Annotated in this window: 22 protein-coding genes; 13 read left to right on the top strand and 9 right to left on the bottom strand. The window is 67.1% G+C overall.

What is annotated here, in order from left to right; translation table 11 throughout:
- Positions 1 to 30: 30 nt before the first annotated feature.
- Positions 31 to 1473: a CCA tRNA nucleotidyltransferase gene (locus tag OG452_RS17200; RefSeq protein WP_327296480.1), complete on the top strand. Its 1443-nt coding sequence runs from the start codon at positions 31 to 33 to the stop codon at positions 1471 to 1473.
- Positions 1474 to 1567: 94 nt separating this feature from the next.
- On the opposite strand, the gene OG452_RS17205 is transcribed toward OG452_RS17200, so the two are convergent.
- The 3 genes from OG452_RS17205 to OG452_RS17215 form a co-directional block, all read right to left on the bottom strand.
- Positions 1568 to 2089 (bottom strand): LppU/SCO3897 family protein, encoded by a 522-nt coding sequence (locus OG452_RS17205; RefSeq protein WP_327296481.1) that lies wholly within the window; start codon positions 2087 to 2089, stop codon positions 1568 to 1570.
- Positions 2090 to 2399: 310 nt separating this feature from the next.
- Positions 2400 to 3482 carry an inositol-3-phosphate synthase gene (locus OG452_RS17210; protein ID WP_266855238.1) on the bottom strand — a complete coding sequence of 361 codons (1083 nt, stop codon included), beginning with the start codon at positions 3480 to 3482 and terminating at the stop codon, positions 2400 to 2402.
- Between the two features lie 47 nt (positions 3483 to 3529).
- Positions 3530 to 4210: a PadR family transcriptional regulator gene (locus OG452_RS17215; protein ID WP_327296482.1), complete on the bottom strand. Its 681-nt coding sequence runs from the start codon at positions 4208 to 4210 to the stop codon at positions 3530 to 3532.
- 399 nt (positions 4211 to 4609) lie between these two features.
- On the opposite strand from OG452_RS17215, the gene OG452_RS17220 reads away from it, so the two are divergent.
- Both OG452_RS17220 and OG452_RS17225 read left to right on the top strand, forming a co-directional pair.
- Positions 4610 to 7303 (top strand): transglycosylase domain-containing protein, encoded by a 2694-nt coding sequence (locus OG452_RS17220; protein WP_327296483.1) that lies wholly within the window; start codon positions 4610 to 4612, stop codon positions 7301 to 7303.
- Positions 7304 to 7440: 137 nt separating this feature from the next.
- Positions 7441 to 8943 carry a glycosyltransferase family 87 protein gene (locus OG452_RS17225; RefSeq protein WP_327299666.1) on the top strand — a complete coding sequence of 501 codons (1503 nt, stop codon included), beginning with the start codon at positions 7441 to 7443 and terminating at the stop codon, positions 8941 to 8943.
- A gap of 131 nt (positions 8944 to 9074) precedes the next feature.
- On the opposite strand, the gene OG452_RS17230 is transcribed toward OG452_RS17225, so the two are convergent.
- The 3 genes from OG452_RS17230 to OG452_RS17240 form a co-directional block, all read right to left on the bottom strand.
- Positions 9075 to 10106 carry an alanine racemase gene (locus OG452_RS17230; RefSeq protein ID WP_327296484.1) on the bottom strand — a complete coding sequence of 344 codons (1032 nt, stop codon included), beginning with the start codon at positions 10104 to 10106 and terminating at the stop codon, positions 9075 to 9077.
- A gap of 250 nt (positions 10107 to 10356) precedes the next feature.
- Positions 10357 to 11475, bottom strand: coding sequence for a lipid II:glycine glycyltransferase FemX (locus tag OG452_RS17235; protein WP_327296485.1), 1119 nt, complete (start codon positions 11473 to 11475; stop codon positions 10357 to 10359).
- Positions 11476 to 11595: 120 nt separating this feature from the next.
- The gene (locus tag OG452_RS17240; protein WP_327296486.1) at positions 11596 to 11931 is read right to left on the bottom strand and encodes a hypothetical protein; all 336 of its coding nucleotides are present in this window, start codon (positions 11929 to 11931) and stop codon (positions 11596 to 11598) included.
- A 266-nt stretch (positions 11932 to 12197) separates the two neighbouring features.
- On the opposite strand from OG452_RS17240, the gene rpsF reads away from it, so the two are divergent.
- From rpsF to rplI, 4 genes are all read left to right on the top strand, one after another.
- Positions 12198 to 12488: a 30S ribosomal protein S6 gene (rpsF, locus tag OG452_RS17245; RefSeq protein WP_164258274.1), complete on the top strand. Its 291-nt coding sequence runs from the start codon at positions 12198 to 12200 to the stop codon at positions 12486 to 12488.
- Between the two features lie 73 nt (positions 12489 to 12561).
- Entirely contained in the window at positions 12562 to 13167 is a 606-nt protein-coding gene (locus tag OG452_RS17250) for a single-stranded DNA-binding protein (RefSeq protein ID WP_327296487.1), read from the top strand.
- A 42-nt stretch (positions 13168 to 13209) separates the two neighbouring features.
- Positions 13210 to 13446 carry a 30S ribosomal protein S18 gene (gene rpsR, locus OG452_RS17255; RefSeq protein WP_003967857.1) on the top strand — a complete coding sequence of 79 codons (237 nt, stop codon included), beginning with the start codon at positions 13210 to 13212 and terminating at the stop codon, positions 13444 to 13446.
- An 18-nt stretch (positions 13447 to 13464) separates the two neighbouring features.
- Positions 13465 to 13911, top strand: coding sequence for a 50S ribosomal protein L9 (rplI, locus tag OG452_RS17260; RefSeq protein ID WP_266855245.1), 447 nt, complete (start codon positions 13465 to 13467; stop codon positions 13909 to 13911).
- A 206-nt stretch (positions 13912 to 14117) separates the two neighbouring features.
- Here rplI and OG452_RS17265 read toward each other — a convergent pair whose 3' ends face one another.
- Complete coding sequence (locus OG452_RS17265) at positions 14118 to 15455, bottom strand: MATE family efflux transporter (protein ID WP_327296488.1); 1338 nt, start codon at positions 15453 to 15455, stop codon at positions 14118 to 14120.
- 424 nt (positions 15456 to 15879) lie between these two features.
- On the opposite strand from OG452_RS17265, the gene dnaB reads away from it, so the two are divergent.
- Together dnaB and OG452_RS17275 are read left to right on the top strand one after the other, a co-directional pair.
- Positions 15880 to 17358 carry a replicative DNA helicase gene (dnaB, locus tag OG452_RS17270; RefSeq protein ID WP_327296489.1) on the top strand — a complete coding sequence of 493 codons (1479 nt, stop codon included), beginning with the start codon at positions 15880 to 15882 and terminating at the stop codon, positions 17356 to 17358.
- Between the two features lie 393 nt (positions 17359 to 17751).
- On the top strand, positions 17752 to 18585 hold the full coding sequence (locus OG452_RS17275; protein WP_327296490.1) for a PIG-L family deacetylase: 834 nt from the start codon (positions 17752 to 17754) through the stop codon (positions 18583 to 18585).
- A gap of 31 nt (positions 18586 to 18616) precedes the next feature.
- On the opposite strand, the gene OG452_RS17280 is transcribed toward OG452_RS17275, so the two are convergent.
- Positions 18617 to 19627 (bottom strand): helix-turn-helix domain-containing protein, encoded by a 1011-nt coding sequence (locus OG452_RS17280; RefSeq protein WP_327296491.1) that lies wholly within the window; start codon positions 19625 to 19627, stop codon positions 18617 to 18619.
- 112 nt (positions 19628 to 19739) lie between these two features.
- Here OG452_RS17280 and OG452_RS17285 point away from each other — a divergent pair, with 112 nt between their 5' ends.
- Both OG452_RS17285 and OG452_RS17290 read left to right on the top strand, forming a co-directional pair.
- Positions 19740 to 20768, top strand: a complete 1029-nt coding sequence (locus OG452_RS17285; protein ID WP_327296492.1) for a saccharopine dehydrogenase family protein — start codon at positions 19740 to 19742, stop codon at positions 20766 to 20768.
- 200 nt (positions 20769 to 20968) lie between these two features.
- Complete coding sequence (locus tag OG452_RS17290; RefSeq protein ID WP_327296493.1) at positions 20969 to 21385, top strand: effector-associated constant component EACC1; 417 nt, start codon at positions 20969 to 20971, stop codon at positions 21383 to 21385.
- Positions 21386 to 21618: 233 nt separating this feature from the next.
- Here the strand turns inward: OG452_RS17290 and def are convergent, their stop codons facing one another.
- Positions 21619 to 22296, bottom strand: a complete 678-nt coding sequence (gene def, locus OG452_RS17295) for a peptide deformylase (protein ID WP_327296494.1) — start codon at positions 22294 to 22296, stop codon at positions 21619 to 21621.
- A gap of 170 nt (positions 22297 to 22466) precedes the next feature.
- Here def and OG452_RS17300 point away from each other — a divergent pair, with 170 nt between their 5' ends.
- Together OG452_RS17300 and OG452_RS17305 are read left to right on the top strand one after the other, a co-directional pair.
- Positions 22467 to 23099, top strand: a complete 633-nt coding sequence (locus OG452_RS17300) for a winged helix-turn-helix domain-containing protein (RefSeq protein ID WP_405561965.1) — start codon at positions 22467 to 22469, stop codon at positions 23097 to 23099.
- 218 nt (positions 23100 to 23317) lie between these two features.
- Positions 23318 to 23740: a hypothetical protein gene (locus OG452_RS17305; RefSeq protein ID WP_327296495.1), complete on the top strand. Its 423-nt coding sequence runs from the start codon at positions 23318 to 23320 to the stop codon at positions 23738 to 23740.
- Positions 23741 to 23994: the final 254 nt, after the last annotated feature.

Raw genomic sequence — 23994 nt, forward strand, 5'->3', positions numbered from 1 at the left:
GGTCGGCCCGGGCACGTACCCTTTTCTGTTGTGCCGAACGCCAATGATGACAATTCCAGTGCACTGAGTCAGGTGCAGCACCGCGCGGTCACAGAACTGCTGCGGGTGTCCCCGGTCGCAGACGACCTCGCCCGCCGTTTCCAGGATGCCGGGCACAGCCTCGCTCTGGTCGGAGGGTCGGTCAGGGACGCGCTGCTCGGCCGGCTCGGCAATGACCTGGACTTCACCACCGACGCCCGTCCCGACGACGTACTGAAGATCGTGCGGCCCTGGGCCGATGCGGTGTGGGAAGTCGGAATTGCTTTCGGAACGGTCGGCTGCCAGAAGGACGGCTATCTGATCGAGGTCACGACATACCGCTCCGAGGCCTACGACAGGACCTCGCGTAAGCCTGAGGTGTCCTACGGCGACTCCATCGAGGAAGACCTCCTGCGTCGCGATTTCACAGTCAATGCGATGGCGGTCGCTCTTCCCGAGAAGGCATTCATCGATCCGCACGGTGGTCTGGAGGACCTTGCCGGACGGATGCTGCGTACCCCTGGTACGCCGGAGGATTCGTTCTCCGACGACCCGTTGCGCATGATGCGGGCCGCCCGGTTCGCGGCTCAGCTGGGATTCGAGGTTGCGCCCGAGGTTGTCGCCGCGATGACGGCGATGTCCGAGCGCATTGGGATCGTCTCGGCGGAGCGCGTACGTGACGAGCTCAACAAGCTGCTGCTGTCCGCGAGCCCGCGTAAGGGCCTCGCCCTCCTTGTCGACACCGGCCTCGCTGAATGGGTTCTCCCCGAACTTCCCGCGCTGCGTCTGGAGAGTGATGAGCACCACCGGCACAAGGACGTGTACGAGCACTCACTGACCGTGCTGGAGCAGGCCATCGACCTGGAGCAGGACGGTCCTGACCTGGTGCTCCGGCTGGCGGCTCTGCTCCATGACATCGGTAAGCCCAAGACACGGCGCTTCGAGAAGGACGGTGGCGTCTCCTTCCATCACCACGAGGTGGTGGGCGCGAAGCTGACCAAGAAGCGTCTGACCGCGCTCAAGTACTCAAATGACATGGTGAAAGACGTCACGAAGCTGGTGGAGCTCCACCTGCGCTTCCATGGCTATGGGACCGGAGAGTGGACCGACTCGGCTGTGCGGCGCTATGTGCGTGATGCCGGACCGCTGCTTGAGCGGCTGCACAAGCTCACACGGTCGGACTGCACCACACGTAACAAGCGCAAGGCCAACGCCCTCTCGCGTGCGTATGACGGCCTGGAAGAGCGCATCGCGCATCTGCAGGAGCAGGAAGAACTCGACTCCATCCGTCCGGACCTGGACGGCAACCAGATCATGGAGATCCTGGGTGTCGGGCCAGGGCCTGTGATCGGCAACGCCTACAAGTTCCTGCTTGAGCTGCGGCTGGAGAACGGGCCGATGGAGCATGACGTGGCGGTCGCAGCGCTCAAGGAGTGGTGGGCTGCGCAGAACTGAGGTCATGTTTCACGTGAAACATGACGGCCGGCACAGCGAAGGGGGTGGTGTTTCACGTGAAACACCACCCCCTTCGTGACCTGTCTCCAGCGGGCTACTTCTTGTAGTCCGTCAGGCAGAGAGTGAAGTCCTTGCTGCCGCCGGTCTCGGTGTACGAGTTGTACCTGGTGCGGTCGCAGGTCTCGTCGCCATCCTTCTTCTCGGCGACCTTGTACTGGGCTTTCGCATCACTGCAGTCCACGACCTCAAGCTTCGGGTCGGTATCGCTGGAGCTGCCTCGATGCATGCAGTCGCCGACCTTGGCCGTGTCGGCGTCGTTCTGGCTGGAGTACCAGCTGAAGGCCGCCACGCCGATAACGACCACCGCGATGACGATCCTCAGGATCTTCTTGCCGTTGCCAGCAGGACGAGGCGCCACTGGAGCCATCGGTATCTGGCCACCGCCCTGGTTGAAGTACGGCGACGGCTGCTGCGGAACGCCGGGCTGTCCCGGCTGTCCGTACGGGCCGGGCTGCTGCGGCTGCTGTCCGTACGGATTGCCGCCCTGAGGCTGTCCGTAGGGAGCATTGGGCTGCTGGGCGTATGGGTTCTGGCCCTGGGGCGGCGGAGTAGACATGGTTGGGATCCCCCTTGAAGCGGTGCGCGTATGCGCAGTTGTCAACGCCCGTAAAATAGCGGGCCGCTCCGATATTTCTGTCGCTGAGAAGGAGTCTGTGGCTCTGATGTGACACATACGTGCATCGAAAACGGGCCATAGATGCAGTAAATGCTGCGCAGTTGAAGGTGACTGTGCCGGAGGGCGGGTCTGGGGGTGAGCCCTGCGCGGCGGTCATGGGCCGGCCCCGGGCGCCAGGGCATGGGAAGAGCCCCGGACAGGTTGTCCGGGGCCCTCAGCGGTCAGCGGTCGACCGTTCTCAGGGCGAGCTTCAGCGCTCCACCTCGCCCTTGATGAACTTCTCGACGTTCTCGTAGGCCTCGTCGTCGAAGTACTGCACGGGCGGCGACTTCATGAAGTACGAGGAGGCGGAGAGGATCGGGCCGCCGATACCGCGGTCCTTGGCGATCTTCGCGGCGCGCACGGCATCGATGATGACACCGGCGGAGTTCGGGGAGTCCCACACCTCGAGCTTGTACTCGAGGTTCAGCGGAACGTCACCGAAGGCACGCCCCTCAAGGCGCACGTACGCCCACTTGCGGTCGTCCAGCCAGGCCACGTAGTCCGAGGGGCCGATGTGGACGTTGTCGGCGCCCAGGTCACGGTCGCGGATCTGGGAGGTGACCGACTGCGTCTTGGAGATCTTCTTGGACTCCAGGCGGTCGCGCTCCAGCATGTTCTTGAAGTCCATGTTGCCGCCGACGTTCAGCTGCATGGTGCGCTCGAGACGCACACCGCGGTCTTCGAAGAGCTTGGCCATGACGCGGTGCGTGATGGTGGCGCCCACCTGCGACTTGATGTCGTCACCGACGATCGGCACGCCCGCCTCGGTGAACTTGTCCGCCCACTCCTTGGTGCCGGCGATGAAGACCGGGAGAGCGTTGACGAACGCGACCTTGGCGTCGATGGCGCACTGCGCGTAGAACTTCGCAGCGACCTCGGAACCGACGGGCAGGTAGCAGACGAGGACGTCCACCTGCTTGTCCTTGAGGACCTGGACGATGTCGACCGGAGCCTCGTCCGACTCCTCGATCGTCTCGCGGTAGTACTTGCCGAGACCGTCGTGGGTGTGGCCGCGCTGGACCTTCACACCGGTGTTCGGCACGTCGGCGATCTTGATGGTGTTGTTCTCACTGGCGCCGATGGCATCCGCGAGGTCGAGGCCGACCTTCTTCGCGTCGACATCGAAGGCGGCGACGAACTCGACGTCACCTACGTGGTAGTCGCCGAACTGGACGTGCATCAGGCCGGGCACCTTGCCGGCCGGATCTGCGTCCTTGTAATACTCGACGCCCTGCACCAGCGAGGCGGCGCAGTTACCCACGCCGACGATGGCTACGCGAACCGAACCCATTCCGGTTGCTCCCTGTGTTCTCGACGAAACCCTGCGGACGCAGAGCTTCACTTAGCGATGTCCTCGGACGGATCCGGCGGGGTGGTACCCCGATGCCGGGGCAGGCCGCCCGTATCTCCTGATATGTCCTGCTGAGCGGCGTCGGCGTCGGGGGATCGTCGCTGATCCCGGCCCGCACGCTCGCTCTCGATGAGCTCGTTCAGCCAGCGCACTTCGCGCTCCACGGACTCCATGCCGTGCCGCTGCAGCTCAAGCGTGTAGTCGTCCAGCCGCTCGCGCGTCCGGACCAGAGAGGCGCGCATCTTCTCAAGACGCTCCTCCAGCCGGCTGCGGCGGCCTTCCAGCACCCGCATCCGCACCTCGCGCTCCGTCTGCCCGAAGAAGGCAAAACGGGCAGCGAAATGCTCGTCCTCCCAGGTGTCCGGTCCGGTGTGCGAGAGAAGCTCTTCGAAATGCTCCTTACCGTCCGCGGTCAACCTGTAGACGATCTTGGCGCGGCGCCCTGCGAGTGAAGCCGCTACTGCATCCTCCGGGGCGCTGCCCGGTTCCTCGATCAACCAGCCGCTGGTGACCAGCGTCTTGAGGCAGGGGTAGAGGGTCCCGTAACTGAAGGCCCTGAAGATCCCCAGTGAGGTGTTCAGGCGTTTGCGCAGCTCATAGCCGTGCATGGGGGACTCTCGGAGCAGACCGAGTACGGCGAATTCGAGGATGCCGGAGCGCCTGCTCAACCTTCGCCTCCTCTGTCGTCCGGGTCACTTATGCCGTGCTGATGTATCGACTCGATACATCAGCACGATAGAACGAGCTTGCGTTTGCGACAAGTGGGGCCATCGTGAGCGGCATCACATCGTCGATTCACAGGCATCAACTTGCCTGATTTGAGCGGAACCTCGGCACCGGAAACCTTTTGCGCGTGCGTAGTCTGTGCGGCATGCAGACCGCCGGGGGCCGAGTGACACCAGGGGACGTCAGCCGTCTCGGTCCACGGAATGCAACGCGTACGGGCCCGGCCGAGGGTCCTTGCGTACTGCGGATGCGCCCTCCCGAGGGGCCGTCCGCGCATCGGGGGGACCGGAACTCAGTTGCCGTTTCCAGGCGTTAATGCCTGCCCGAGGAGTAGTCGTTCGATGAGCGAGCACCGTCGCAAACCGCCACAGTCGCAGAGTGGTGGACGTGCCGCGGCCAGGCGAGACGCCCAGCAGCCTTCCGGCCGCCGCGCAGCTCCCCCGCGAACCACCACCGGGTCACCTTCTGGTTCCCAGGATGAGGAGGAACGCCCCTACGGCGGCCGCGCCGAAGCCAGACGGGCTGCCCAGCGCGGCGGACGTCGTCGTGCCGCCGAAGCGGGCGGCGGCCGCGGCGGGCGGCGCGGTCCCGGCATCGGCGGCCGGGGCGGGCGCGGCGGCCCGGAAGGCGGCCGTGACCGGGGTCCGAAGAAGAAGAGGTTCATCGACTACCCGCGGGCGAACCTGCACGGTTGGCGCCACTGGGTGCCCTCCTGGCGGCTCGTGACCGGGCTCTTCGTCGGCTTCGTCGGCAGCATCCTCGCCGCGGGCACCATCGCGTACGCCATGGTGGGCATCCCGGACGCCAACAAGACCTCGCAGGCGCAGAACAACGTCTACTACTGGTCCGACGGCAGTCAGATGGTCGCCACGGGCGGTGAGATCAACCGGCAGATCGTGCCGCTCGCCCAGATTCCCAGCGCGATGCAGAACTCGGTGGTCTCGGCCGAGAACAAGTCCTTCTACAAGGACAAGGGCGTCGACCCCATGGGCATCGCGCGCGCCGTGTTCAACATGGCCAAGGGCGGTCAGACCCAGGGTGGCTCGACGATCACCCAGCAGTACGTGAAGAACTCGCGGCTCGGCCAGGAACAGACGCTCAGCCGCAAGTTCAAGGAGTTGTTCATCTCCATCAAGGTCGGCGCCAAGATGAAGAAGAGCGACATCATGAGCGACTACCTCAATACGTCGTACTACGGGCGGGGCGCCTACGGGATCCAGGCCGCGGCCCGTACGTACTTCGGGGTGGACTCCGAAAAGCTCAACCCGAGCCAGTGCGCGTTCCTCGCCACGCTACTCAAGGGCGCCAGCTACTTCGACCCGGCGGGTGCCGTCGAGATCGACCCCGCGGCGACGCCGAAGGCCAACCTCCAGCGGGCGACCAGCCGCTGGAAGTGGATCCTCGACCAGATGGTCAAGGACGGCCGTCTTCCCGCAGCGGAGCGGGCGAAGTACAAGACGTTCCCCAAGGTCGACCCGCCGAAGAAGGATGCCCAGCTGGGCGGTCAGACCGGCTACCTCGTCGACCTCGCGAAGTCGTATTTCGTCAACAACAACAAGCAGGGCATCACGTCCGAGGATCTCGCCAAGGGTGGCTACCAGATCCACACGACCTTCGACAAGAAGAAGGTCAAGGAGCTGGAGTCGTCCGTCGAGAAGGTCCGCAAGGCGAAGATCAAGCCCGGCCAGCGGCCGAACACGGACACCCACGTCCAGTTCGGCGGAGCGTCGGTGAACGCGCAGACCGGCGCCATCGCCGCCATCTACGGCGGCGAGGACGCGACGAAGCACTACACGAACAACGCCGACTACACCGGCGCGCAGGTCGGGTCGACCTTCAAGCCCTTCGTGCTGGCGGCCGCCCTGGAGTACGGGAAGCGCAATCCGGCCCTCGGCGCGGACCAGCCCGATTCGGACCGGACAATCGTCTCGCCCAAGAGCCTCTACAGCGGCCAGAACGACCTGAAGATCAGGAACTTCGACGGTTCCGTGTGGAAGAACAAGGCGGGCAAGGAGTGGCTCCAGCAGAACGACGGCGGCGATTCCGTCGGTAAGGCTCCGGCCTTCCCTATCGATCTGCGCGAGGCCATGCGGGAGTCCGTGAACTCCGCGTATGTCCAGCTCGGCATGGATGTCGGCACTGACAAGGTGCGCCAGGCAGCCATCGACGCCGGTCTGCGCGACGACAAACAGAGCATGGCCAGCTCGGACTACCCCTCCTTCTCCATCGGCACCTCCAGCCCGAGCGCGATCCGGATGGCCGGCGCGTACGCCACCTTCGCCAACAACGGCCGGCAGAACGAGCCGTTCTCGGTCACCAAGGTCACCAGCGAGGGCAGGACGGTCTACCAGCACAGTCAGGTGGAGAAGTCGGCGTTCTCGACGGCCATCGCCAGCAATGTCACCGATGTGCTGAAGACCGTGGTCGACAAGGGCACCGGCACCGCCGCCCGGATTCCCGGCCGGCAGATCGCGGGCAAGACCGGAACCACTGACGGCAACAAGTCCGCCTGGTTCATCGGCTACACCCCGCAGCTCTCGACGGCCATCGACATGTACCGCTTCGACGACAACGCGAAGGGCAAGAACCGCCAGTTCGAGGAGATGTATGGCACCGGCGGCGAGAAGAAGATCCACGGCGCCTCGTTCCCGGCCCAGATCTGGCACGACTACATGTCGCAGGCGCTCAACAACACGCCTTCCACGGACTTCCCGGCACCCGAGCCGCTCGGGAAGGTCGTCTACGGCGGCGGCGTCGCGAGCCCGAAGCCGACGCCGGTCAATACGCCTTCGCCGACCCCGTCACCGTCCAGTCCGTCGCCCAGTCCGTCCGACACACCTTCACCGACGCCCTCCCCGACCGAGTCCTGCAACAAGTGGCAGGACTGGACCTGCGGAAACGACGGCGGGACCAATGCGGGAACGGACGGCGGAACCGGGGGCGGCCCCAGCCCCACTCCCTCCGACACCTCCGGCACCGGCGGCCAGGGCAGCACCGGAGGCGGTGGCGGTCTGTTCGGCGGGCCGGGCGGATGACCGCCTTCTGAGCCCGGTCACCTGATCCGGGCCCGTCCGCACCCGAGGGCCGCCACAGCTCATCTGCCATGGCGGCCCTCGGGCTGTGTGGCCCGGCTGTGGCGGCCCTCCCCGCGGGCACAGCCGCGTACGGCAGGATGTGCGCCATGACGAGCGTGCACGAGGACCGGCCCGCACTGAAGACCGCAGAGCCCGTTGTGCGGCCCACTCAGCAGGACGAGACCGCCGCGGCGGGTAGTGAGCTGATCGGCGGCCCGGCCGGGCGCTGGGCCCGCGGAGTCGGCGGGCTCACACCTGTCCGCGTCGTCGCACTGGTCGCGATCGGCATGTTCGCTCTCGGCATGGTGCAGAAGATGCCCTGCTACGACTGGGCGTGGTTTCAGGGGGCAACATCCCAGTACAACCACGCCTGCTACTCGGACATCCCCCACCTCTACGTCGGACGCGGTTTCGCCGACGACCTCGTCCCGTACTTCGACCGCATCAACGGCGACATGTCGTACCTCGAATACCCGGTGCTCACCGGCCTGTTCATGGAGGTCGCCTCCTGGCTCACCCCGCACGGGGGCTCCATCCAGCATCGCGAGCAGATCTACTGGATGGTCAACGCGGCCATGCTGATGGTCTGCACGGCCGTCATCGCGGTCTGTGTCGCCCGCACCCATCGGCGCCGCCCGTGGGACGGCCTGATGGTGGCCCTCGCACCCGCCTTCGCGCTCACCGCCACCATCAACTGGGACCTGTTCGCGGTCGCTCTCACCGCTGCGGCGATGCTGATGTGGTCGCGTGGGCGCGCGCTCGCCTTCGGTGTCCTGATCGGCCTCGCGACCGCCGCCAAGCTCTATCCGGTGCTGCTCCTCGGCCCGCTCCTCGTCCTGTGCTGGCGCGCCGGAAAGTGGCGTGAGTACGGACGGGCCGTGTTCGGGGCGGCGGCAGCCTGGCTGGTTGTGAACCTGCCCGTCATGCTGCTCGCGCCGGAGGGGTGGAAGAAGTTCTACACGTTCAGCCAGGAACGGAACGTCGACTTCGGTTCCTTCTGGCTGATCATCACCCAGCGCACCGGCAAGCCTCTCGACGTGGGCAACGTCAACACCTGGGCGATACTGCTGGTGATCTTGTCCTGCGCCGGGATCGCGGCCCTCACCCTCACGGCCCCCCGCCGCCCGAGGTTCGCACAGCTCGCCTTCCTGGTCATCGCCGCTTTCATCCTCACCAACAAGGTCTACTCGCCGCAGTACGTCCTGTGGCTGATCCCACTCGCGGCCCTGGCCCGGCCACGCTGGCGTGACTTCCTTATCTGGCAGGCGTGCGAAGTCATGTACTTCCTGGGTATCTGGCTGTACCTCGCGTACACGATGAGCGGCGACAAACCCAAGGGACTGCCGCCCGAGGGCTACCAGTTCGCCATCGCGCTGCACCTGATCGGGACGCTCTACATCTGCGCGGTGATCGTGCGGGACATCCTGATGCCGGACCGCGACGGCGTACGCACGGACGGCTCGGACGATCCGTCGGGAGGTGTGCTGGACGGCGCGGAGGACGTGTTCGTGCTCGGCGCGGCCGCTCATCCGGCGCGGCACGCCGCCCACCACTACGAGGGCCCGCAGGTCGAGTGGGGCAGCGGCTCGGTGCGCGAGTAGCCGGAGGGTCTGCCGTCGGCGCCGGGCACAGAGAGCGGAGGCGGGTACCGGTGTGCCGGTACCCGCCTCCGCTGTGGTGTGTTGCTGGGCCGTCCGGTCCGTCCGGGCCGTTGCCGGTACGGACCGAGGGTTCAGTGATCGACGAGACGGTCGAACTGTGTCGTCGTGTGCCGCAGATGGGCCACCAGCTCGTCTCCCACCCTCGGTTCCTGCGCGTCCGAGGGAACGAAGAGGATCGACACCTGCATGTGCGGCGGCTCCGCGAACCAGCGCTGCTTACCCGCCCACACGAAAGGCGACAGGTTCCGGTTCACCGTGGCCAGGCCCGCACGCGCGACGCCCTTCGCCCGCGGCATCATTCCGTGCAGCGCCTTCGGCGCCTCCAGGCCCACTCCGTGCGACGTACCGCCGGCGACCACGACCAGCCAGCCGTCCGAAGCGGTCTTCTGCTGCCGGTAGCCGAAACGGTCGCCCTTCACGACCTGGGTGACATCCAGGACGGAGCCGCGGTACTGCGTCGCCTCGTGGTCGCCCAGCCACAGCCGCGTACCGATCCTGGCGCGGAAGCGCGTCTGCGGGAACTGCTGCTGCAGCCGCGCCAGTTCTTCCGCCTTCAGATGACTCACGAACATCGTGTGGAGAGGCAGCCGCGCGTTGCGAAGCCTGTCCATCCAGGCGATGACTTCCTCGACCGCGTCGGAACCGTCCATGCGGTCCAGCGGGAGGTGGAGGGCAAACCCTTCCAGGCGTACGTCGTCTATGGCCGCGTGGAGTCGGCCGAGGTCCGCCTCGGAGACGCCGTGGCGCTTCATCGAGCTCATGCACTCGATGACCACACGGGCGCCCACCAGGGCGTGCACGCCGTCGACCGACGAGACGGAGCGGATCACCCGGTCCGGAAGCGGTACGGGCTCCTCGCCGCGGCGGAACGGTGTGAGGACGAGCAGATCACCGCCGAAGGAGTCCTTCATCCGGGCGGCTTCATACGTGGTGCCGACCGCGATGATCTCGGAACCGAAGCGCGTCACCTCGTCCGCGAGCCGACTGTGGCCGAAGCCGTAGCCATTGCCCTTGCAGACCGGAACGATCCCCGGGAACCGGTCGATCACGGACTTCTGGTGCGCCCGCCAGCGTGCGGTGTCGACATAGAGGGTCAGCGCCATGGCCGGACCGGAACCTTTCTCGGAGCTGCGGTGTATCAGAGGTATGAACGGAACGAGCGGAACGAATGGAACGATCGGATCCAAGGGCTCCAACGGATCCAACGGGGCTAACAGGACTGACTTGCCGGACAACGGGTCGGTACGAAGCCCCGCGGCCCCGCCTGGCGGGGTGCCACGGGACGGAACGGTGCCGAGCCTTACAGCGCCGAACGGTACGGCGCCGGGCGGGACGACGGAACCATCATCACCCTTAACGGCGCGACATATAGATGTCGAGCGCCTTGTGCAGCAGTTTGTTGAGCGGGAAGTCCCACTCACCGATGTACTCCACGGCCTCGCCGCCGGTGCCCACCTTGAACTGGATCAGACCGAAGAGGTGGTCCGTCTCGTCCAGCGAGTCGGAGATGCCTCGCAAGTCGTAGACGGTGGCGCCCATGGCGTAGGCATCCCGCAGCATCCGCCACTGCATGGCGTTCGACGGCCGCACTTCCCGCTTGTGGTTGGCGGAGGCGCCGTAGGAGTACCAGACATGTCCGCCGACGATCAGCATGGTGGCCGCGGCGACGTTCTCACCGTCGTGGCGGGCGAAGTACAACCGCATCCGGTTCGGGTCCTCGGTGTTGAGGACCGACCACATGCGCTGGAAGTACGAGAGCGGGCGCGGCCGGAAGTGATCGCGCTCAGCGGTGATCTCGTACAGCCGCTGCCACTCCGCCAGGTCCTCGTAGCTGCCCTGGACGACCTCGACACCGGCCTTCTCGGCCTTCTTGATGTTGCGCCGCCACAGCTGGTTGAAGCCCTTGAGGACGTCGTCGAGCGAGCGGTTGGCCAGCGGGACCTGGAAGACGTAGCGCGGCTGCACGTCACCGAAGCCGGCGCCGCCGTCCTCGCCCTGCTGCCAGCCCATCTTCCGCAGCCGGTCGGACACCTCGAACGCCCGCGGCTCGATGTGCGTGGCCTCGACGTCGCGCAGCCGCTTCACGTCCGGGTCCTGGATACCCGACTTGATCGCCGCGGCGTTCCACCGGCGGATGACCACCGGCGGCCCCATCTTCACCGAGAACGCGCCCTGCTCCTTGAGATGGGCCAGCATCGGCTGGAGCCACTCGTTGAGGTTCGGGGCGTACCAGTTGAGGACCGGCCCCTCCGGAAGGTAGGCGAGATAGCGCTTGATCTTGGGGAGCTGCCGGTAGAGCACCAGGCCCGCACCGACGATCTGGCCGTCCTTGTCGAACCAGCCGAGGCTCTCCGAGCGCCACTCCGTCTTCACTTCCGCCCACGCGGGGACCTGGCAGTGACTCGCCGCCGGCAGGCTCTGGATGTACGCCAGATGCTGCTCGCGGCTGATGGTCCTCAGGGTCAGGCTCATGCGGGGCGCTCCTCGGCAGGCGTGTCCCCATGGGTACAGGGGCGTCGGCTCTCCCGCCGAAGCCTACTGCTGCCGTGGAGCGCCCCGACTGGCCGTATCGGACAAGTAGTGCGGCGGCCCTCAGCCGCCCACCACACCACCGAAGAGGCCGCCGTGCGCCATACCGATGTAGAAGCCCACCGCAGAGGCACCGATCCCGAGGATCACGATGAAGCGCTCACGTGTCGTGATCGAGATGAACATCCCGTAGGCGCCGACCAGGATCCCCACCAGCCCTGCCCAGGAGCTCAGCAGATGCAGATTGTTGAACGCGGCCGCGATGACCGCCAGCACACCCAGTACGAGCGCCACCACGCCCAGGCTGTCTTCCAGCGGGTGAGGCTTGCCGTCCGAGGCGAAGAGAGAGGTGACGGCGTTGTGTCGCGTCGAAGGGTTGTGTCGCGCTGCCTGAGCCATCAGGCACCTCCTGGCATAAGGCGGCGTACTGTAACGCCGCTCACATCCCACACCTAGAGAGTCTGCCCTGTGACCGCCGGATTTCAACCGGAAGCGGGTGTGCAGGTAGTCTGTACGGTCTGCACCGGTGTCTGCCCAGTCCAGTGAGCAATCCCTTTCTTCGCGAAAGCGGATTGTCAGTGGCTGCCGATACCGTTGCGTACGCATCACGACCCTCCTGCCACGGAACGACCGTGGCCGCTGAGTCCAAAGGAGGTGGGTTCCACATGCGTCACTACGAAGTGATGGTCATCCTCGACCCCGAACTCGAGGAGCGCGCTGTCTCCCCGCTGATCGAGACTTTCCTCTCCGTCGTCCGTGAGGGCGAAGGAAAGGTGGAGAAGGTCGACACCTGGGGCCGTCGTCGTCTCGCTTACGAGATCAAGAAGAAGCCCGAGGGCATCTACTCGGTCATCGACCTGCAGGCCGAGCCTGCGGTCGTCAAGGAGCTCGACCGCCAGATGAACCTGAACGAGTCGGTCCTCCGGACCAAGGTCCTCCGCCCCGAGACCCACTGAGCATCTAGCTCAGCAGTCATCGGGTCCGAGTAGCACCAAGCAGCCAAGCAATCCCCCGCCGAGAGGTTCACCCATGGCAGGCGAGACCGTCATCACGGTCGTCGGCAATCTCGTCGACGACCCCGAGCTGCGCTTCACCCCGTCCGGTGCGGCAGTCGCGAAGTTCCGTGTCGCGTCCACTCCCCGCATCTTCGACAAGCAGACCAATGAGTGGAAGGACGGCGAAGGCCTGTTCCTCACCTGCTCGGTCTGGCGTCAGGCGGCGGAGAACGTCGCGGAATCGCTTCAGCGAGGCATGCGCGTCGTCGTGCAGGGCCGACTGAAGCAGCGGTCCTACGAGGACCGCGAGGGCGTCAAGCGCACGGTCTACGAGCTGGACGTCGAGGAAGTCGGCCCCAGCCTCAAGACGGCCACGGCCAAGGTCACCAAGACCACCGGTCGAGGCGGTCAGGGCGGCCAGGGTGGTTACGGCGGCGGCGGTGGCCAGCAGCAGGGCGGCGGCAACTGGGGCGGAGCCCCCAGCGGAGGCCAGCAGGGCGGTGGCGGTGCAGCCGCCGACGACCCGTGGGCCTCCAACGCGCCGGCCGGCGGTGGCCAGCAGCAGGGCGGGGGCGGCTGGGGCGGAAGCTCCGGCGGTTCCGGCTCCGGCGGTGGCTACTCGGACGAGCCGCCCTTCTAGGGCAGCTCGTACCCCACTTCTTGATCACACAGGAGAAACACCATGGCGAAGCCGCCTGTGCGCAAGCCTAAGAAGAAGGTCTGCGCTTTCTGCAAGGACAAGACCCAGTACGTGGACTATAAGGACACGAACATGCTGCGGAAGTTCATTTCCGACCGTGGCAAGATTCGTGCCCGCCGCGTTACCGGCAACTGCACGCAGCACCAGCGTGACGTCGCCACGGCTGTCAAGAACAGCCGTGAGATGGCGCTGCTGCCCTACACGTCCACTGCGCGATAAGGGAAGGGTGACCGAAAAATGAAGATCATCCTCACCCACGAGGTCGCTGGCCTCGGTTCCGCCGGCGACGTCGTGGACGTCAAGGACGGTTACGCCCGCAACTACCTGGTCCCGCGTGGTTTCGCGATCCGCTGGACCAAGGGTGGCGAGCAGGACGTGGCGCAGATTCGCCGCGCCCGCAAGATCCACGAGATCGCGACCATCGAGCAGGCCAATGAGGTCAAGGCCAAGCTCGAGGGCGTGAAGGTCCGTCTGGCCGTTCGCTCCGGCGACGCCGGCCGTCTCTTCGGTTCCGTCACCCCGGCCGACATCGCCTCGGCGATCAAGGCTGCCGGTGGCCCCGTGGTCGACAAGCGTCGCGTCGAGCTCGGTGCGCCGATCAAGACCCTGGGCGCCCACCAGGTGTCCGTGCGTCTGCACGCCGACGTTGCCGCACAGCTCGGCATCGAGGTCGTCGCCGCGTAACTGCTGCGCTCGGCAGAGCATGGAATGGGCCGTCTCCTTCGGGAGGCGGCCCATTCGCCGTTTCACGTGGAACATCCGGCGGCCGCTCTGCTGCGCAGCCTGCCGCCGCGAGTCCATTGCATTGGCACGCAGAGTGCGTCGGCCGACCCCCCGCCGAGTCGGCTACCAGAGTCGGCTACCCGAGTCCGCTGGGTTCGGCCCGGGGGTCAGCGGGTGGCGCCCGTGACGATCCAGCGGCCCGAGCGGGCCCGGAGCCAGAGAGTCACCGTCCGGACCGCCATCATCAGAGCCATCGCCCACCAGAGTGCGGTCAGTCCGCCGCCCAGTGTCGGCACCAGGAGTGCCGCCGGGGTGAAGACGGCCAGGGTGACGACCATGGCCCAGGCCAGATAACGGCCGTCGCCCGCGCCCATCAGCACACCGTCCAGGACGAAGACGATGCCGGAGATCGGCTGAGTGACCGCCACGACCAGTAGGGCCGGCAGCAGTACGTCCCGTACCGCCTGGTCGCCGGTGAACAGCGGGACGAACAGCGGTCGGGTTGCCACGACCAGCGCGCCCAGCACCACTCCTGAGGCGATGCCCCACTGCACCATGCGGCGGCAGGCCTCCTTCGCCCCTTCGGCATCCCCTGACCCCAGATAGCGGCCGATGATCGCCTGTCCGGCGATGGCGATGGCATCCAGGGCGAACGCCAGAAGGCTCCAGAGCGAGAGCACGATCTGGTGTGCGGCCACATCGGTGTCGCCCAGATGGGCCGCCACAGCGGTCGCTGTCATCAGGACCGCACGCAGCGAGAGAGTACGGACCAACAGGGGGACCCCGGCCTGGGCACAGGCCCGTACCCCTGCGGCGTCCGGGAGCAGGGAAGCGCCGTGCTTCCTCGCCCCCCGTACGACCACCACCAGATAGACGGCGACCATGGCGAACTGGGCGATCACCGTGCCCAAGGCGGATCCGGCGATTCCCAGTCCGGCTCCGTAGACGAGCGTCACGTTGAGTGCGGCGTTGGCTGCGAATCCTCCGATCGCTACGTACAGCGGAGTCCTGGTGTCCTGGAGGCCACGCAGTACCCCGGTGGCCGCCAGCACCACCAGCATCGCGGGGATGCCGATGCTGGAGATCCGCAGATAGGTGACCGCGTATGGGGAGGAGTCGGCCGAGGCTCCGAAGAGGCCGACCAGCCAGGGGGCGGTGGGCAGGACGACAGCGATGACGAGAGCGCCGAGCAGCAGAGCGAGCCAGATGCCGTCCATCCCCTGGCGGATGGCGGCCTGTAGATCTCCCGCGCCCACCCGGCGCGCCACAGCGGATGTCGTGGCATACGCGAGGAAGACGAAGATGCTGACGGCTGCGCTCAGCAGGGCTGCAGCGACCCCCAAACCCGCCAGCTGACGGGTTCCGAGGTGGCCGACGATGGCGCTGTCGGCCATGACGAAAAGTGGCTCGGCGACCAAGGCGCCGAAGGCGGGCACGGCGAGCGAGATGATCTCCCGGTCGTGCCGTCGGCGGCTGGGGTTCGGTGCCGTGGAGGCCTGTGTCATGCGGGACAACCTAATCTTCCACAGGTAAGAGATGCAATAGGAATGAGACCCTTACTGATCCTGTCGTTCCAGCTTGGGCTGCGCGCTGTTTGTCGTGATCTTGGTCCAGTCGGAAAAGTTTTTCTCCCCCACAGCCGGTGGACGGCGAATGCGCAGGTCAGATAGGTGATGGGGGTAGCGCTATAAGTTTGTCCACAGCGCTGTCCCCCGGCCCGTGCACAGGTTTTGGTGAGTTACCCACAGGCTGGGGTCCGTCACCCACAGGGCCTGTGGATAACAAGATTGGCTGACGGGGTCTGCGGGCCTACCGTGGACCGGCGCCCGACGCGCCGTTCGCGGAGTCGGGCCCCTTGTTTGTCGGTGCCGTGCCGTAAGAAAGAGTCGCACGGTTAGGTCCGCGGAGCGGACGGGAGGAGGTGGGCCGGTGAGCATTCCCGAGCCCTTGGACGACCCCTGGGCCGAGAGCAGTCCGGGTGACCGTCTGCCCGTCTCCCGCCAGCGCCGCGGTGACGGTGCCGGGGGCCGGGAACAGCACGACCGGGGCCGGGAGAACGGCTCCTGGGAGGGCGGATCCCCCGCGTTCGAGCGCGTACCCCCGCAGGACATCGATGCGGAACAGTCCGTCCTGGGTGGCATGCTGCTCTCCAAGGACGCCATCGCCGACGTCGTCGAGGTCATCAAGGGCCAGGACTTCTACCGCCCCGCACACGAGACGGTCTACCAGGCCATTCTCGACCTCTATGCGAAGGGCGAGCCTGCCGACCCGATCACGGTCGCTGCCGAACTGGTCAAGCGCGGCGAGATCAAGAAGGTCGGTGGGGCGCCCTATCTGCACACACTCGTCCAGTCGGTTCCGACGGCCGCCAACGCCGAGTACTACGCCGAGATCGTCCATGAGCGCGCCGTGCTGCGCAGGCTGGTCGAGGCCGGCACGAAGATCACGCAGATGGGATACGCGGCGGACGGCGACGTCGACGAGATCGTCAACTCGGCCCAGGCCGAGATCTACGCCGTAACCGAGCAGCGCACCTCCGAGGACTATCTGCCGCTGGGCGACATCATGGAGGGCGCCCTCGACGAGATCGAGGCGATCGGCTCGCGCAGCGGCCAGATGTCCGGGGTGCCGACCGGTTTCACGGACCTGGACGCGCTGACGAACGGTCTGCACCCGGGCCAGATGATCGTCATCGCGGCCCGTCCCGCAATGGGTAAGTCGACGCTGGCGCTGGACTTCGCCCGGGCCTGTTCCATCAAGGCCGCGCTGCCGAGCGTGATCTTCTCGCTCGAAATGGGCCGGAACGAGATCGCGATGCGTCTGCTGTCGGCGGAAGCGCGGGTGGCGCTTCACCACATGCGTTCGGGCTCCATGACGGACGAGGACTGGACGCGGCTGGCGCGGCGGATGCCGGACGTCACCGCCGCGCCGCTCTTCATCGACGACTCCCCGAACCTGTCGATGATGGAGATCCGGGCGAAGTGCCGACGGCTCAAGCAACGCCAGGACCTGAAACTGGTCGTGATCGACTATCTGCAGCTGATGCAGTCCGGCGGTTCGCGGCGCCCCGAGAGCCGCCAGCAGGAGGTCTCGGACATGTCGCGAAACCTCAAGCTGCTGGCGAAGGAGCTCGAAGTGCCGGTCATTGCGCTCTCGCAGCTGAACCGTGGCCCCGAGCAGCGTACGGACAAGAAGCCGATGGTGTCCGACCTGCGTGAATCGGGCTCGATCGAGCAGGACGCGGACATGGTGATCCTGCTCCACCGAGAGGACGCGTACGAGAAGGAGTCCCCGCGTGCGGGCGAGGCCGACCTGATCGTGGCCAAGCATCGTAACGGCCCGACGGCGACGATCACTGTCGCGTTCCAGGGGCACTACTCGCGGTTCGTGGACATGGCGCAGACCTGATTCCGGTGGCGCAGGGGGCTCAAATCCCGTATCGGGATCTCACGGCTGGTGCCGGATGAGAGTCCGGCCCTCCTGGCGCTGAGACGTGCAGGGCGCGCCCGTACTTGCAGGTCGTGCCTGTACTTCCAGGTCGTGCCTGTGCCTCGTTCGCGTTTAGAACGTCGACGCCCGGAAGACCAAGTGCCCGGCCGGGAACAGCCGGTGCGGCCGGCGCGGTTGCATCGACCGAGGGACCGGCGACGCACGGGCGGGGAGCACCCAGACCACCAGGGCGTCCGCCCCACCAGCATCCGGGCCCCAGTTTCCCCGGCACGCCCGCGCGCCCGGACCAAGACGTATTCCGAACCAAGATGTATTCCGGACCAAGACGTTTTTCTGCAGGAGGACTGTTTCATGACTGACCGGCCTTTGACACTCATGGCAGTACACGCCCACCCCGACGACGAGGCCACCGGAACCGGAGGGGTCCTCGCGCGGTACGCGGCGGAAGGTATCCGCACGGTTCTCGTGACGTGTACCGACGGCGGTTGCGGTGATGGACCGGGGGGCGTCAAGCCGGGTGATCCCGGACACGATCCGGCGGCCGTCGCCTCGATGCGCCGTCAGGAGCTGGAGGCGAGCTGTGACGTCCTGAAGGTCAGCGATCTGGAGATGCTGGACTATGTCGACTCCGGGATGACGGGCTGGCCGAGCAACGACGCCCCTGGATCCTTCTGGCAGACCCCCGTTGAGGAAGGCGCCGCCCGGCTGGCGGAACTCATGCGGCACTACCGGCCCGATGTGGTCGTCACCTACGACGAGAACGGCTTCTACGGCCACCCCGACCACATCCAGGCCAACCGCATCACGATGGCGGCGCTGGAGATGACCGCGCTGACACCGAAGGTGTACTGGACGACGGTGCCCCGCTCGATGATGCAGCGGTTCGGGGAGACCATGCGCGAGTTTCAGGAGGACATGCCGGAGCCGGATCCTGCCGAGGCCGCCGCGATGGCCGAGATCGGGCTCCCCGATGATGAGATCACCACGTGGGTGGACACCACCGCCTTCCACGGCCAGAAGTTCGATGCGCTCGCCGCGCACGCCAGTCAGGGCGAGAACATCTTCTTCCTCAAGATGGGCAAGGAGAGGTTCGGTGAGCTGATGGGCATGGAGACCTACGTACGGGTCAAGGACGCCACCGGCGCGGCCGTACCCGAGAACGATCTCTTCGCCGGACTGCGCTGATCCGCCCGTCCGTCCCGGGGCCCGGGAAAGATCATCGGCTGTACGGCGCGGTCGAACGGGTAGCCCACCCGGTGGCTTGGCGGCTACCGTCCGGGCCGGAGCCGGTCCGCCGGCGGAAGGTGCGACGGTAGGTGTTCGGGGGCACGCCGACCGTGCGGTGGAAGTTCCGACGCAGCGTCGTGGCGGTGCCCATGCCGGTGGCCGCCGCGATGGTCTCGACACTGTCGTCGGTGGTCTCCAGCAACTCCTGGGCGTGGCGGATCCGTTGAGTGAGCAGCCATTGCAGCGGGCTGGTGCCGGTCGCCGCCCTGAAGTGGCGGCCCAGCTGGCGTGAGCTCATCCGCGCGTGGCGGGCCAGGTCCTCCACAGTCAGCGGATGGTCCAGCCTTTCGATCACCCAGGGGAACAGTTCGGCGAGCGGGTGGTTGTCCCGGTCGGGCACCGGGGTGGGGGCGAACTGGGCCTGACCGCCGTCCCGATGAGGCGGCACGACGAGGCCTCGGGCGACCACGTTGGCCATCGACGAGCCGTGGTCGAGGCGGACGAGGTGCAGGCACAGGTCCATGGCGGCGGCTTTGCCGGCGGAGGTGAGCACGCTGCCGTTGTCCACGTAGAGAACGTCCGGGTCCACCTTCACCTGGGGGTAGCGGGCAGCCAGGGTTCCGGTGTGCGCCCAGTGCGTGGTTGCGCGCCGCCCGTCCAGCAGGCCGGCGGCGGCCAGCACGAATGCGCCGGTGCACAGGGAGGCCACGCGTGCGCCCGCTCTGTGGGCTGCGCGCACCGCTTCGACCAGGTCGTCGGGCGGGTCCTCGTCGACGTCGGCCCAGCCCGGGACGATCACCGTGTCGGCCTGCGGGAGCCGGTCGAGTCCGTGATCGGGCTCCAGCCCGAACCGGCCGGCCCGCACGGGGCCCGGCCCGCAGAGGACGAGGTTGTACCAGGGGCCCGGTACGACGGCCGGGGCGGCGCCGAAGACCTCGCACGCCATGGACAGTTCGAAGTGCAACATCCCGTCGGTGATGGCTAGCGCGACAGTTTTCACGTCCGGAATTGTACGAGCCATGGCGTTCCGGACACTCGTGCGGAGCTCCCGCCCTCGACAAGATGTCCACGACGGATCGCAACGGAGCATTTGAGTACGGGGGGGGGAACCCATGGGATCAGGGCTCGAGGTGGCGGTGTTCGGGGCGTACGGGCACACCGGGCGGTTTGTGGTGGCGCACCTGCGGGAGCGCGGGTTCGTCCCGGTTCTCTCCGGGCGGGATGCCGGCAAGCTGAAGGTACTGGCGTCCGAATCCGGACTGGCCGACCGGCCGGCGTCGGCCGATGACCCGGCCTCGCTCGACCACGCACTGGCCGGTGCGGCGGCTGTGATCAACTGCGCGGGGCCGTTCGCAACGACGGCCGCCCCCCTGATCGAGGCGGCACTGCGCGCCGGGATCCCGTATGCGGATGTGGCGGCCGAGATCGAGGCCAACGTCGATACGTTCACGCACTTCACGGACCGTGCCCGCGCCGCTGGAGTGGTGATAGTCCCCGCGATGGCCTTCTACGGCGGCCTCGGCGACCTGATGGCCACCGCCGCGATGGGCGACTGGACGGCGGCCGACGAGGCCCACATCGCGTACGGGCTGAGCAGTTGGCACCCCACACGCGGGACGCGTAGCGCGGGCGTGGTCTCCCGGCAGCGGCGGGGCGGCGGACGCGTCGTGTACACCAACGGGCGGTTGCAGCACCGCCATGACGCCCCGCCGACCCTGAAGTGGTCCTTCCCCGAACCGATGGGCCCCCGGCCCGTCATCGGGGAGTTCACGATGGCCGACGTCGTCACCGTTCCCAGCCACCTGGCCATCCCCGAAGTGCGGAACTACATGACGCTTGAGGCGGCCGGCGAGGTGTCGGCCCCGGACACACCGGTTCCGACCGCGGCCGACGGGAGCGGGCGGTCCGCGCAGACTTTCCTCGTCGATGTCGTCGTACGCTCCGACGGCGCCGAGCGAAGAGCTGTGGCGACGGGCCAGGACATCTACGCCGTCACCGCGCCACTTGTGGTGGAAGCGGTCGACCGGATTCTCACGGGGCGGACCAGGACGGTCGGCGTCGCCTCCGCCGGCGAGGTCTTCGATGCGCCGGACTTCCTCCGCGCGCTGTCCCCATACATTTCCGTTGACGTGCGTCAGTAGCGGGCAACTCGACCATCACGCGACCTCAGCGCGCCGGGCTGCACACCGCTCCGTAACTCGGGCCGTGAGCCAGGCCGTAACTCGGTCCTCAAGCCGGTGCAGTGCGCTGATCTTGAGCAGGGCATCCCTGGCTGTCCCGGCACCTGTACTCGGCGTAATCCGGCCGATGGAGTCGCTGAGGGAGTGGGAAGGACGACTTGGTGTCTGCTCATCCACAGGTCGCAGAAGGCCGTGACATCGCGGGCGAACTGGCGTCACTGCACCAGTGGCTGGCGCGCGAGGACACGTTGCGCGGTCGTGTACGGATCGGGCAACGGCCCGTCGGGTTCGAGCACATGGGCGCTCCGGCCGACACGCTGGTCGTCGCCGTCGGCAGTGGTGGCGCCGTCGCGGTGCCGGCCCGGTCGGTCTCCGTCTGGCTCTGCCAACGCCGCTCGGACGTGACGGTCGAGGTGTCCTCGCCCACCGGGGAAACGGTGTCGGTGACTGCCCGGCGCGTGCGCGACGCGCAGGCCGTGATCGAGACGGTGTTGCACCCGGACAAGAGGCAGTTGTGCCCAGAGGGTGGTCAGTTGTGCCCAGACGGCGATCAGTTGCGCCCGGGCACCGATGAGTAGAGATAAGTGGAGAAGGACGGGAAAGTGAGCCTGGCGGACCCGGCCCGGTCCCGGGTGCTGCTGATCGGGACAGCTGACCTGCGCGGATTCGGATACCACGCGCTGTGCGGGCTGGACGACCTCAGCGCCGATCCGGTGCTGCTCAGGGACAGCGTCATCGAGCTGGCAGGCCCGCGGCACCGCACGAACGACGAACTCCTGAACCTCGACCCGCGCCTCAACTTAACCGGCGCTCAGGGTGCGTTGTCGCGGCGGCCCAGGTCGGCTGCCTTGAGCGCGCGCCGGGCGAAGACGTCTTCCCTTCCGTCCGCCATCTGCCGCAGGGCGTCCTTGCGGTCCCGGCTGGAGAGTCGGTCGAGGTATGTGTGGCCGAAAAGGTGGTCGGTCTCGTGCTGCAGACACCGCGCGAAGTACCCCGTCCCCTCGATGACGAGGGGGCTGCCGTCCTTGTCGAGCCCACGGACGACGGCGCGATCGGGCCGGGGTACGGCCATGGTGGCGCTGGGCACGGACAGACAGCCCTCGAAGTCGTCGACGAGTCGGCGGCCGGCCGGACTGGGTACGTCCAGAACCGGGTTGACGATGTGGCCGATATGCCGGACCCCATGGTCGTCCGGGCAGTCGTACACGAACAACCGCAGAGCGGCACCCACCTGGTTCGCGGCGAGACCGGCGCCGTCGGCCACATACATCGTCAGGAACATGTCGTCGATCAGACTCGACAGCCCGGGGGAGCCGAACTGGGTCACGTCGCGGCACGGCCGGCTCAGGATCTCTTCGCCCACCACAGTGATCCGGCGCACCGAACCCCGTTCCGCCTCCCTCGGCAGAGCCGGATACGAGTCGACCGGGCGGCCCTGCACACGGACCCGCCGGTCGAGGGGGCGGGATCCCTCGTGACGAACAGCCATCGCTGTTCCCCCTTTCTGCGTGGGCGACTTGTGCGTACGCACCTTCTGCGTACGTCACAGAGCCACGGACGTACGGACGGACGGAAGTACGGACGGAAGTACGGACGGAAGTACGGACGGAAGCGCAGGACCGCTTGCCAAGTCCTTTGCAAACTAGCAGAGTTTGCAAAGTGACTGAAGATGACCTCCACTCTCCGCCCGACCGGCAAGACCGGCCCGACCAGCGAGAGTCGCAGCACCGGCTCGACCACCACGACCGGTCGCGCGGTGCCGACGCAGGGCTGCGCCCGCACGAGGTCCGTACAGCCCTGCTGGCCCTGCTCGCCGAAGTCGGCGCTGTCACGGCCACCGAAGCGGCTGCCCGGCTCGGGTACAGCTCCGGTCTCTGCTCGTTCCACCTGCGGCAGCTCGCGCGCCACGGATACATCGAGGAGGCCCCCCGCAGCGGGGGCCGTGTACGTCCCTGGCGTCTGAGGCAGTCCGCTTCCGATGCCGGCGGGCCCGCGGACGAGCAGTTCGCCGACCTGGCCCGGGGGCTGGAGGACGAGAGCTGGCAGCGATGGCTGACCCAGCGGAACGAGGCGCCGCCCGCTTGGCGCCACGACGATGCCTTCAGCGCAGTCGCCTACCTGACGCCCGAGGAGATGAACCGGGTGGCGGACGCGATCCGGCAGGCGCTCGCGCCCTACCAGGACCGTGAACAGCGGCCCCTGGCAAGGCCCGACGGTGCTCTGCCGGTAGCCCTCATCACGCGGCTGTTCCCCCTGCTCCCCGACCCGGCGGGCGACGGGGACCGGAACTGACGTTGAACTGAAGCGCCGACGGGCGCGACCGGGTCCCCGAGGCTGGATCTGATGTGGAATCGGTGTGGTTGACGGGTTGTGTCGTGGTTTCGTAACGGAGCCGGACGGGTGCAACGGGCGGGGCCGCCGGCTCATCTGGGTAGTCAGCGAGGCGCACCGGGCGCCTTCGCGAAGGGGACGGGTCCCGCCATGCGGGGGGATCCACGGGAGGGAAGTCCATGACCAGGACGGAGAAGACCGGGATGAAGGCGCGGGGCGGCCGTATGGCCGTGATTGGTGCGCTGGGTCTGGCCTCAGTGGCTCTGGCCGCGGCGCCGGCGTTCGCCAAGGGGAGTGTGGAGATCACGGCGCCGCACACGGCACATGTGGGCAAGACGATCACCATCAAGGCGCACGGCGGCGACGACAGCGCCGGTTACCTGCATCAGCTGTGCCTGGAGGAGAACGGCTTCCGTGAGGGGTGGCACCAGGAGAACTGCAGCGCTGCGGTCAAGGGCGACGCGGCGGTCACCGCACACGGCACGTCCGCGCGCCGCGGCAACCTGGAATTCCGTGCGGTGCTGTACGGCCTGACCAGCAAGCAGGACCACCATGCCGTGCGGCTGCACGCCTCTGACGTGGTGACAGTGCACGTTCGCTGATTCAGCAACGCGGCCACACATTCCCGTGTTCTCCTGACCTCACGGGATGCCGTCAGCGGCAATTCGCCCCGCCGGGATTGTGCCCGGCGGGGCGAATCGCTGCCAGGTGAGAGGTACCGATGTGAGCCTGTGGCGTCGGCGCCCTCCCCGTACGACAACGTCGGCCTCCAAGACCACCAGGATCTTGAAGGCCGATCTTGAAGGCCGACGTCACGCCAGTCCCCGAATGAGCCAATGGCATCGCCTATGGGGCG

Source organism: Streptomyces sp. NBC_01197 (genome assembly GCF_036010505.1).
Classification (GTDB): Bacteria; Actinomycetota; Actinomycetes; order Streptomycetales; family Streptomycetaceae; genus Streptomyces.

Bases quoted from the DNA above. Each gene is read 5' to 3' on its own strand.
- OG452_RS17230 (WP_327296484.1), bottom strand. From the start codon at position 10,106: ATGGCGCTGACCCTCTATGTCGACACCGCACGCTGGCGGGCGCACCAG.
- OG452_RS17235 (WP_327296485.1), bottom strand. From the start codon at position 11,475: ATGAGCCTGACCCTGAGGACCATCAGCCGCGAGCAGCATCTGGCGTAC.
- OG452_RS17275 (WP_327296490.1), top strand. From the start codon at position 17,752: ATGACTGACCGGCCTTTGACACTCATGGCAGTACACGCCCACCCCGAC.
- OG452_RS17265 (WP_327296488.1), bottom strand. From the start codon at position 15,455: ATGACACAGGCCTCCACGGCACCGAACCCCAGCCGCCGACGGCACGAC.
- OG452_RS17240 (WP_327296486.1), bottom strand. From the start codon at position 11,931: ATGGCTCAGGCAGCGCGACACAACCCTTCGACGCGACACAACGCCGTC.
- OG452_RS17225 (WP_327299666.1), top strand. From the start codon at position 7,441: ATGTGCGCCATGACGAGCGTGCACGAGGACCGGCCCGCACTGAAGACC.
- OG452_RS17220 (WP_327296483.1), top strand. From the start codon at position 4,610: ATGAGCGAGCACCGTCGCAAACCGCCACAGTCGCAGAGTGGTGGACGT.
- def (WP_327296494.1), bottom strand. From the start codon at position 22,296: ATGGCTGTTCGTCACGAGGGATCCCGCCCCCTCGACCGGCGGGTCCGT.
- OG452_RS17210 (WP_266855238.1), bottom strand. From the start codon at position 3,482: ATGGGTTCGGTTCGCGTAGCCATCGTCGGCGTGGGTAACTGCGCCGCC.
- rpsR (WP_003967857.1), top strand. From the start codon at position 13,210: ATGGCGAAGCCGCCTGTGCGCAAGCCTAAGAAGAAGGTCTGCGCTTTC.
- rpsF (WP_164258274.1), top strand. From the start codon at position 12,198: ATGCGTCACTACGAAGTGATGGTCATCCTCGACCCCGAACTCGAGGAG.
- OG452_RS17285 (WP_327296492.1), top strand. From the start codon at position 19,740: ATGGGATCAGGGCTCGAGGTGGCGGTGTTCGGGGCGTACGGGCACACC.
- OG452_RS17305 (WP_327296495.1), top strand. From the start codon at position 23,318: ATGACCAGGACGGAGAAGACCGGGATGAAGGCGCGGGGCGGCCGTATG.
- rplI (WP_266855245.1), top strand. From the start codon at position 13,465: ATGAAGATCATCCTCACCCACGAGGTCGCTGGCCTCGGTTCCGCCGGC.
- OG452_RS17250 (WP_327296487.1), top strand. From the start codon at position 12,562: ATGGCAGGCGAGACCGTCATCACGGTCGTCGGCAATCTCGTCGACGAC.
- OG452_RS17205 (WP_327296481.1), bottom strand. From the start codon at position 2,089: ATGTCTACTCCGCCGCCCCAGGGCCAGAACCCATACGCCCAGCAGCCC.